Origin of the sequence: Chryseobacterium gossypii (assembly GCF_041361455.1) — a bacterium.
In the GTDB taxonomy this organism is placed as follows: Bacteria; Bacteroidota; Bacteroidia; order Flavobacteriales; family Weeksellaceae; genus Chryseobacterium; species Chryseobacterium gossypii.
Map to the genome: position 1 here is coordinate 123,560 of NZ_JBGCUR010000005.1, position 8,575 is coordinate 132,134.

At 38.9% G+C, this 8,575-nt stretch carries 7 protein-coding genes; 5 read left to right on the top strand and 2 right to left on the bottom strand.

What is annotated here, in order from left to right; translation table 11 throughout:
• Positions 1–57: 57 nt before the first annotated feature.
• The 5 genes from ABMQ40_RS05200 to ABMQ40_RS05220 all read left to right on the top strand — a co-directional run bounded on the left by ABMQ40_RS05200 (position 58) and on the right by ABMQ40_RS05220 (position 6,932).
• A complete protein-coding gene (locus tag ABMQ40_RS05200; RefSeq protein ID WP_370897241.1) occupies positions 58–3,042 on the top strand; it encodes a sensor histidine kinase in 2,985 nt (994 codons plus the stop codon).
• A 6-nt stretch (positions 3,043–3,048) separates the two neighbouring features.
• A complete protein-coding gene (locus ABMQ40_RS05205; protein ID WP_370897243.1) occupies positions 3,049–3,663 on the top strand; it encodes a response regulator in 615 nt (204 codons plus the stop codon).
• 877 nt (positions 3,664–4,540) lie between these two features.
• Positions 4,541–5,806 carry a phage tail-like protein gene (locus tag ABMQ40_RS05210; RefSeq protein WP_370897245.1) on the top strand — a complete coding sequence of 422 codons (1,266 nt, stop codon included), beginning with the start codon at positions 4,541–4,543 and terminating at the stop codon, positions 5,804–5,806.
• Positions 5,807–5,946: 140 nt separating this feature from the next.
• Positions 5,947–6,411: a transposase gene (locus ABMQ40_RS05215; RefSeq protein WP_370897247.1), complete on the top strand. Its 465-nt coding sequence runs from the start codon at positions 5,947–5,949 to the stop codon at positions 6,409–6,411.
• 281 nt (positions 6,412–6,692) lie between these two features.
• Positions 6,693–6,932, top strand: a complete 240-nt coding sequence (locus tag ABMQ40_RS05220) for a helix-turn-helix domain-containing protein (protein ID WP_370897249.1) — start codon at positions 6,693–6,695, stop codon at positions 6,930–6,932.
• A gap of 386 nt (positions 6,933–7,318) precedes the next feature.
• Here ABMQ40_RS05220 and ABMQ40_RS05225 read toward each other — a convergent pair whose 3' ends face one another.
• On the bottom strand, positions 7,319–7,933 hold the full coding sequence (locus ABMQ40_RS05225; protein ID WP_370897251.1) for a hypothetical protein: 615 nt from the start codon (positions 7,931–7,933) through the stop codon (positions 7,319–7,321).
• The gene (locus ABMQ40_RS05230; RefSeq protein WP_370897253.1) at positions 7,905–8,210 is read right to left on the bottom strand and encodes a hypothetical protein; all 306 of its coding nucleotides are present in this window, start codon (positions 8,208–8,210) and stop codon (positions 7,905–7,907) included. The genes ABMQ40_RS05225 and ABMQ40_RS05230 overlap by 29 nt, the downstream gene beginning before the upstream one ends.
• Between the last annotated feature and the right edge of the window lie 365 nt (positions 8,211–8,575).

Consider the following 8,575-nt stretch of genomic DNA (forward strand, 5'->3'; position numbering starts at 1 on the left):
TACTTTTTTAGAATATCTTTGCAAAAATCAGAAAAAATAACTTTAAAAAAATTTTGTATGAGGGGGTGGCTATTCATGTTTTTTTTAATTATTTTTCGGATTCAGGGACAGTACACCACATCCTGGTTTTCCATGGATAACGGTCTTCCCCAGAACAGCATTAAGGATATTACAAAGGATAGATACGGCTTTATATGGCTTTCTACAGACAACGGCATTGTAAGGTATGACGGAGCCGGCTTTCTGACCTATAACCAATTGCCTGTCAATAATTTTCATTTCACAAACTTCTACGGGGATATACAGAATGACAGTATAATTGTTTACAATGCTTATGAAGAGAACAAGATCCTGATCACCAAAAGAAGTCCGCAGGTTATAAAAAAAAGATATGGGAATAACTCCGGCAAAGTTTTTTATCAGGCAGGCAAAACCTTAACGCCAACGACAATCACTGAGTTAGAGGCGGATCGCCGTTATTTCGTGAAAACAGCACCGGGAGATTACTATATATACCGTCATCAGGTCATTTACACTGATAAACAGACCGGGAAAAAAGTCTTCTTTTCTTTGTCCGAATCGGATATCTACAGTATTTTCATCTGTAATGAAACTCTTTTTATCATGGATCCCATCAACAGGGAAACCCATCGCATTTTCAGCGGAAAGAAAACTACAGACAAAGCTCCCACGATATTTAATGATCCCGCCTCAAAAGTATACTGGCAACAGTCAAGCGGGCAGGTTTTTATTGTCAATAACGATCGGATCTATCTTGTAGACAGCACCAAGAACAGGCTTAGACTCATCTTGCTGGCACAGTATAAAAACTTTGAAAATTACCGGTTCGGATGCCTTTACTATGATGCCGGGTTCGGCAGGCTTTATCTAGGGAGCTCTATTAAAGGATTAAACATCATACAATTAACTCAATTCCATACAGCTCAGAAGCGGTCTCCGATTGTTGATGATGTAAGCTATTCCTCACTGCCGTTCACCAGCCATACAATCATAGATCCCCACGGCTATGAATATGACAGGCATGGCCTGGTTAAGGCGCATGGATTCGGTGCCAATGACAGATATTTCATATTATACGACGAAGATAAGAATATACTGTATCAACGTAACAACGTTATTTTCAGAAGATACAAGTCTTCACGGTACAAGACAGCCGATACGGTTTACGTACCCGAAAAAAAAGTTACCGGAATCTTCAAAAGCTCCGGGCTGTATGGCATTTCGGAAACGGATTTCCTCAATTCGTCTTTATATTTATTCAAAAACAGTGATCTTAAAAAAGCAGATTTTAGTTTCACTTGTCCGGGTATCATCAATGCCTTTATCAGGTATAATGATAATGAGATCCTGATTGGTAGTACACACGGGCTGTATAAGGCGCTTCTGAATGAAAATAAGCTCACGCCTGTAAAAAAAATCAATGTAAAGAGCATATCAATAACCGGTGACGGAAATATATGGGTCACAACGAATAAGGACGGCTTTTTCCTGTTCAGAAATAAAAAACTGATCAAAATGCCTCTGGATGAGCAGAAACATTTAGAATCAGCACATTATATTATTGATGATCCTTACGGGTATTACTGGATATCCTCGAACAACGGCCTTTTCAAAATACCTCAGCAACAGTTGTTACAGTATGCTGAAAGCAAGAGTACACCTGTATTTTATTACCGCTTCACTAAAAATAACGGACTGCTGACGAATGAATTTAACGGTGGGTCTGTACCCAATGCATACCTGCTTCCCGATAATGAGTTTGTTTTTCCGTCCATGGAAGGATTTGTTTTTTTTGATCCGAAAAAAATACGAACCCATTATCCGGACAGAAACAGTATCTTTATCGAAAGAGTGAAGATCGGTAAAGGAAACGCCATTCCTTTTCGCGGACATATCATTCTTGAAAATGATTATGATTATGCAGACATTTTTATTGATTTTCCCTATTATGCCGATGCTTCCAACCTGAAAATTGAGGCCAGACTGGAAAATCATGACAAAAACTGGGAGAAGGTTGAATCTTCCAATCAAAGGAAATATACGGTAAGGGCTCTTGCCCCGGGAAACTATACGTTACAGATCAGGGTACTGACATCTCCTTATGGCAGCTATAAATACCACACGATCACATTTGAAATCAAGCCGCTTTTTTATCAGACAAAAGCTTTTAAAATAGCCTTGCTTTTACTTTTGCTTGTAACAGTAATCCTGATCATCCGCATGACAACGAAATTTATCCGGAACCGGAACAAGCTTCTTAAAAGAACCGTATCAGACATCAAAGTGGAACTTAAAGAAACGTCGCAACATCTCGAAAGCGTAAAAGATCATATGCGGAAGGAATCTGAATATCATAAAAAGTTTGTAGAAGCCATCAATCATGATATTACCACCCCTGTAAAATTTATAGCCTTACTGGCTCAGAAAATAAGTAAGGAGCAGGATGCAGAGATCCGGAAAGAATATTTTGAAGGCATCCATCAGACATCGGAAGAACTCTACAAGTTTACACTGCACCTCAAAGAGTATAACGATTTATACGCCACCAAGGATATATATACGGAAGAGCCGGTTCTGCTGAATGAGATACTTGAATCCAAAAAAAGGCTTTTCGGAGAGATCGCCAGGGCAAAAAATAATCATATCATCATTCAGAACAAAGGCGAGATAAAGTGTAATATTAACAGGAACATATTGGCCTGTATCATTCATAATCTGATTGATAATGCCGTAAAATATTCTGAAAACGGCAAAATTCTCCTGTATGCCGAAAAAGGCCCGGACAGAATCACCATAAGAGTGAAAGATGAAGGCTATGGGATGTCTGACGAGCAAATGGCTTATTATAACAGCCTTTACCACATCCGGGATGACGATGACACCGTGCAGTTTAAAAATTATGGCCTCGGCCTGCATATGGTAACCCATTTGATCAAAAAAATAAATGCTGAGATAGGATTCAGAAAAAACAACCCTAAAGGGACAATAGTTGAAATAAACATAACCTTAAAAAAACTGTAAATAATTATGAAAGGAAGGATTCTGATTGCCGATGACCATACTGTGGTGAGGCTGGGTACCAAAGCGGTTTTAAAGGATGAATACCCTGACATCATAATAGATTCGGCAACAAACTACGATGATGTAAAAATTTGCCTGCAATCCAACCCGTACCTGCTCATTCTTTTAGACATCAATATGCCGGGAAGCACCCATACCAGAATGATCCAGGAGCTAAAACACATTCAGTCCGATATCAGGATCTTATTTTTTTCGGCTTATGATCAGGATGTTGCCATACAATACATCCGCAAGGGAGCGGAAGGCTACCTGAACAAGCAATGTGATGAAGAGGACCTGAAACGTGCCGTGAAAACTATTTTGGAAACAGGATACTATTATCCTTCGGAGCTTATTCCTCTGATCATCAGTGATAAAAAAGAAAAAAGCAATGTCCAGAGCCTTACTGACCGCGAGTTTCAAATTTTTGAACTCCTGGCGAATGGAAACGGAAATTTGGAAATATCCAATATACTGGACATCCAGATAACCACAATCAGCACCTTTAAAAAGAAAATTTTCAAAAAGCTCGGCGTTAACAATGTTGTAGAGCTTGCCAAAATTTACGAGAATATACACTGACAGCCCATCTGAAGGTATCAGCCAAAGCTTGATCCGGCAGTAGATTCATCAAATATTTACAGCAGATCAAGTTTTGGGCTACTCTTTTCAATCAATCCTTGTATTAACAGATGCTGTTCCGATGCAGCATGTTCAGAATTGTCCCGTCTAATTACAGCCGGGCTGTTTTCTGTTTGGGGCATCTATTCAAAAATAGCAGGTTTTGCGGCTCGGCATCACGGCCTGTTGCAATAAATACATGCTTTCATTTTTATAAAAAAAGCTGAATCAGCTTCCGGAATCATATGTAACCGCATGCGCCATTCTTGCCAACTTTTTTCTGAACAACAATAAATATTATCCAAATTATCGTTCGGGCATTGCTAAAATATCCTCAAAAAATTGAGCTGCAGCTGTTTCAATGCCATTCCATACAGCGTTTAGAAGTATTAAGTATATTTTAGAAGATTTGAGTATGCTTTAGAAGATTAAGGTATGGTATCTATTTACAAATCTTTAGAAATTTGCCCCATCCTAAACAAGGATACATTTAAGACAATATAATAATGGATAAAAACAATTTTTTTCGGGATATGATCATTAAATATCCATCATCCTTGATCCTCCGCTAAGATTATGACCTCAAGATTCTAACTACACGAATGATGTACGGACAGAATGAGAACGATATTAAGGCTTTAGGAACTTAAATCGTCCATTTTGCTTCCAATAAAACAGGTATAACATATTCTGCTGCCGGCCAGACGTAGATTCCCATGAATGAAGATAAGATGGCAAATCATAACTGACATGATGTACATGTCAACTGACGATGTATACCCGCTTTACAACAGAAATAATATTTAAACAGGAATAACAATAACAATTAATTATTTTAATGAAAAAGAATCTTTTTTCAATAGCAATGCTAGCCCTGGTAACAGGCACAGTGTATGGCCAGGTGGGGATCAATACTACAAATCCACAGGGGATCTTCAATGTCGACGGAGCTAAAAACAATTCTTCATCAGGTATCCCGTCGGCTGACGAGCTAAAGGATGATTTTATTGTAACTTCCGATGGAAGTACCGGCATTGGCGCTACACCAGATGCTTCCGCCATTTTGGAACTGAATGTAAATAATCTCTCTAACGGAAGCAAAAAGGGTTTTTTAGGTCCCAGAGTGGCCCTCACCTCTTTTGATGATGCTACTACAATTCCTTCTCCGGCAACAGGGCTACTGGTTTACAACCTGGGTACAGAGTCTACATTTGCCTATAAAGGTTATGTGTATTGGGACGGTACCCAATGGAAGCAGTTCGATGGCCGTTCTTTACAGCCTGGAAGTATAAACAGCCTTGCCTGTACAGGAGCATCCCTGGAACCCAATACTTATTCTCAGGGTGTCCCGTATCAGGGAAATTTAACCATTCCTTATTCAGGAGGAAACGGAGGGGTTTTTCCGGATCAGACCATCGGGCCGATAAACGGACTTACCGCAACGCTTGTAGGCGGAAATCTTGCCATGGGTGGCGGAGAGCTTATTTATTCTGTTTCCGGAACCCCATTGGCTTCCAGCCCGGCAACCACCACATTTCCGATCAACATCGGCGGGCAGAGCTGTAATATTGTTGTGGGGGCAGGAAAAACGCTTCAGCCTGGGGAATTCCAGTTTTTCCATTATGAAATACCGGCATCTTATACGGGCTTATTAAGCAATAGCCCTGCCGGCGGAGCCATTATCATGGGAAAAATAAGAATAGATGCCATGTTTACTGCAAGCTCCAATGCAGGACCCGGAACTTATCCTTATCAACCAAGACTTTATAATGCTACCTCTGAAAATATTAAACTCTGGTTCGGAGCCGTATCCAATGTAACCAACTACATGGGAGGAAATATTTTACTTGCACCAGGTGGCTATGCAGCAACGGATGATGGTATCTATTGTAACTGGGGATACAATGATAACAGTTCCACAACTCCCCGTACAGCTGTGACCGGATCCTCCGCTGCTAACGAAACAGAAACCATCGATTTTGTTGTGGATGGCATATGGTACCGTATGACAATCTTTATAGTAGTTGATAATAAGAATAATTCTAATGATTCGGATAATACAAGAATAATCAATATTGTCGCCCAAAGAATGTCAGGATATTGATGTCCGAACTTTAAATCTTGTATAAGGCTTCGCTGCTGTGAACAATGTAAACACAAATTCCATATAAATTTTAAAAAATCCTGATAGGGAAGTTCCTGTCAGGGTTTAGATACTCATATGGGATTTTAATAATTAAAATAATGCGAGATAAGTCAAATACTCAATTTAATGGGTTTAAAAATATACATATCGGAGCTTTAATCCAACAGAAGGTTTCCGAGAACGGAATCGGGTTTTCACGCATCTGTAATTTTTTCAGGTGTACCGAAAATGAAATAACGGGCATGTTTCAGCAGGAGAATATGATGACAGATGTCTTACTCAGATGGAGCAAATTGCTGGAATATGATTTTTTCAGGATCTATAGTCAGCACCTCATCTTGTTTGCTCCACAGAAAAGCGCCGGCCTTACAGTAAGAATGAAGGAAAGGTCAAAAAAGCTGCCACAGTTCCGAAAAAATATCTATACAAAGGAGCTCATAGACTTCATTTTAGAGCAGGTAAGATCCGGAGAGAAGACGAGACCCCAGATCATTAAAGAATACAAAATTCCTAAATCAACATTATATAAATGGATAGACAAGTACAGCAAAAGAAAAGAATAATGCCTTATGAATTGGCTATGATTAAGGTAAGACCCGGGAGGAGATCATCTGTTTCCTCGGAGAAGGGGATCATCCCCAATCTTCCGCAGACATGCTGATCTACATTGTAAACAAGACATGGCTACGCCCTAAAGGCTGGATATTGCACATTGAATTTAATAAAGAGGGAAAGGCAGATACTATACTGACACAATGAGATCATGGCTGAAAAAATTCCCGGGTCGGGACCAGATTACAGAAGAATTTATCTAGATATTCTGCAAAAAAAATATCCGCATAAAATGGAAGAATGCAAATTCCTGCTCAGCAAAAGGAAATTGCTGGCAACAGATGTCATTGAACTCAATCAAAAGATATTTGGAACCACAGCCAATGAAAAACACAGATCTTATAAGAGAACTGATATTTTACAGATATTGGAATATCAAAAAAAACATAAACTCAACAACACACAATTAGCCAGGCAGTTTAATCTGAGCAGAAACTCTGTCAGGAAATGGAAAAAGATATTCCTGGTATAATATACTTCTGTCTACCGGAGTATCTTATACGTTGCTAAGTGAACATAAGTGAATATATCTTTTCCAAGCTTCTTAATTATCGTAATAATTAATATATTTCGCCTAAATCCATGCTTGGATTTTTTTCATCATTTGTGTTTTGCCTCCGGAACTCCGGAGGTTTTTTATTGGCAGGGATCCAGCTAAGAAAAGGGTAAGAAAAAGCCCTCTTTGGAGAGAGGACTTTCACAATTATCTATCATCAGATCTTATGAATCATTCAAAATTACTAAAGTTCAAACATCCTTTTATCAGCTAGCTGAAGAAGATTCAGGTATGCTTGTATCAATATTTCATTCCAAATATCTTTGCCCAGTACCATTAGCAATTTAGGATCCCATCCCTATTTAGTCGATTTTCAGAATTTGATTTACCTTTACGCTTATGTTATTAGGCAATCCCTGAGAGCCTGCCGTATCTACTCCAAATACTATTTTATATCCTGTATGGTTGGTATTTCCATCCGGAATGGTCGTAAAAAACATACTGAACGGAGCCACGTGTCCTGTATTCAACCCTCCGGGAACCACAATAGATTGCGTGAAGATGTGTCCTCCACTGTCATTATCCAGTATATCCACAGTGAAATACCTGGTCTGGGTCGGCGGGGTATTTCCGAGCCTGTATTCAAAGCTTATCCTATAAAAGGTAGGCTTCCCCGATGAAGTTGTTTCCATCAGCATTGCCCCATTATCTCCGAGATTAGAGCTAATGACATCCCCTACATCCTGTGTGGTAGATGACCAGGTTCCCAGATCATACTGTGGAGAGATCGTCAAACCGGCATTTTGTAATAACAGACCGTATGATTGATTACCATTAAGGGTAACGAAATCGCTTTGATTTACCTGAACAAGCACTCCTGATAAGCTTGTATTCCCGGTAGTTCCACCTCCGGCAGAATTTCCAAAGCCATAAGCCCATACCGTACCATCAAACATATAGTATCCGGATTGGGTCACATGAACGGTTTTGGGGGTTGAGGGTGCGTTTACCGGCTCTGTCACATATACTAAAGTTCCTTTTTGATCTGCCGTAGGCATTATCTTTGGCCTTCAGTTCATCGCCTGTCAGTCTGGGCGCGATCACTCCATCCGGAATTGTTGTATCTGTGGAAACACCTATGATATCCAAGGTTGCTTTTGGAGCAGTTGTATTAATACCAACCTGCCCATAACTTTGATGAATGGTAAAAAGTACCAATATGATCAAAATTTTTGATAATAGAGGTTTGTTCATGCCTATTAGTTTTAAAATTAGTTTATTATCTGCCTTTTTAATCCAACAACAAATTTTATTCCATATAGTTTACACTAATTTTAAATAATTTTAACATAATTTGCATTTTAAGTTTATTTTATCAGCTATACCATAAAAAAACAGCCTTTTCTTTGATTTTAATATATTAGTAAAAAGAGGTTTCATGATGATATAATCATTGATAGTATCAAATAGAAATTAATTGGAAGTTCATTCACATTCAGTTCTCAGTTGCCAATTGAGGAAATTTCGCTCTTTTAGGTGAGCTAATTCGTGACTACGATATATCTGAACTTGCAACTATTTTTGAGACAAAATTTATATACTCTTTATGCTACATTTTT

Coding starts and splice junctions, on each gene's coding strand:
- ABMQ40_RS05215 (WP_370897247.1), top strand. CDS start 5,947: ATGCGAGATAAGTCAAATACTCAATTTAATGGGTTTAAAAATATACAT.
- ABMQ40_RS05205 (WP_370897243.1), top strand. CDS start 3,049: ATGAAAGGAAGGATTCTGATTGCCGATGACCATACTGTGGTGAGGCTG.
- ABMQ40_RS05220 (WP_370897249.1), top strand. CDS start 6,693: ATGGAAGAATGCAAATTCCTGCTCAGCAAAAGGAAATTGCTGGCAACA.
- ABMQ40_RS05230 (WP_370897253.1), bottom strand. CDS start 8,210: ATGAACAAACCTCTATTATCAAAAATTTTGATCATATTGGTACTTTTT.
- ABMQ40_RS05210 (WP_370897245.1), top strand. CDS start 4,541: ATGAAAAAGAATCTTTTTTCAATAGCAATGCTAGCCCTGGTAACAGGC.
- ABMQ40_RS05200 (WP_370897241.1), top strand. CDS start 58: ATGAGGGGGTGGCTATTCATGTTTTTTTTAATTATTTTTCGGATTCAG.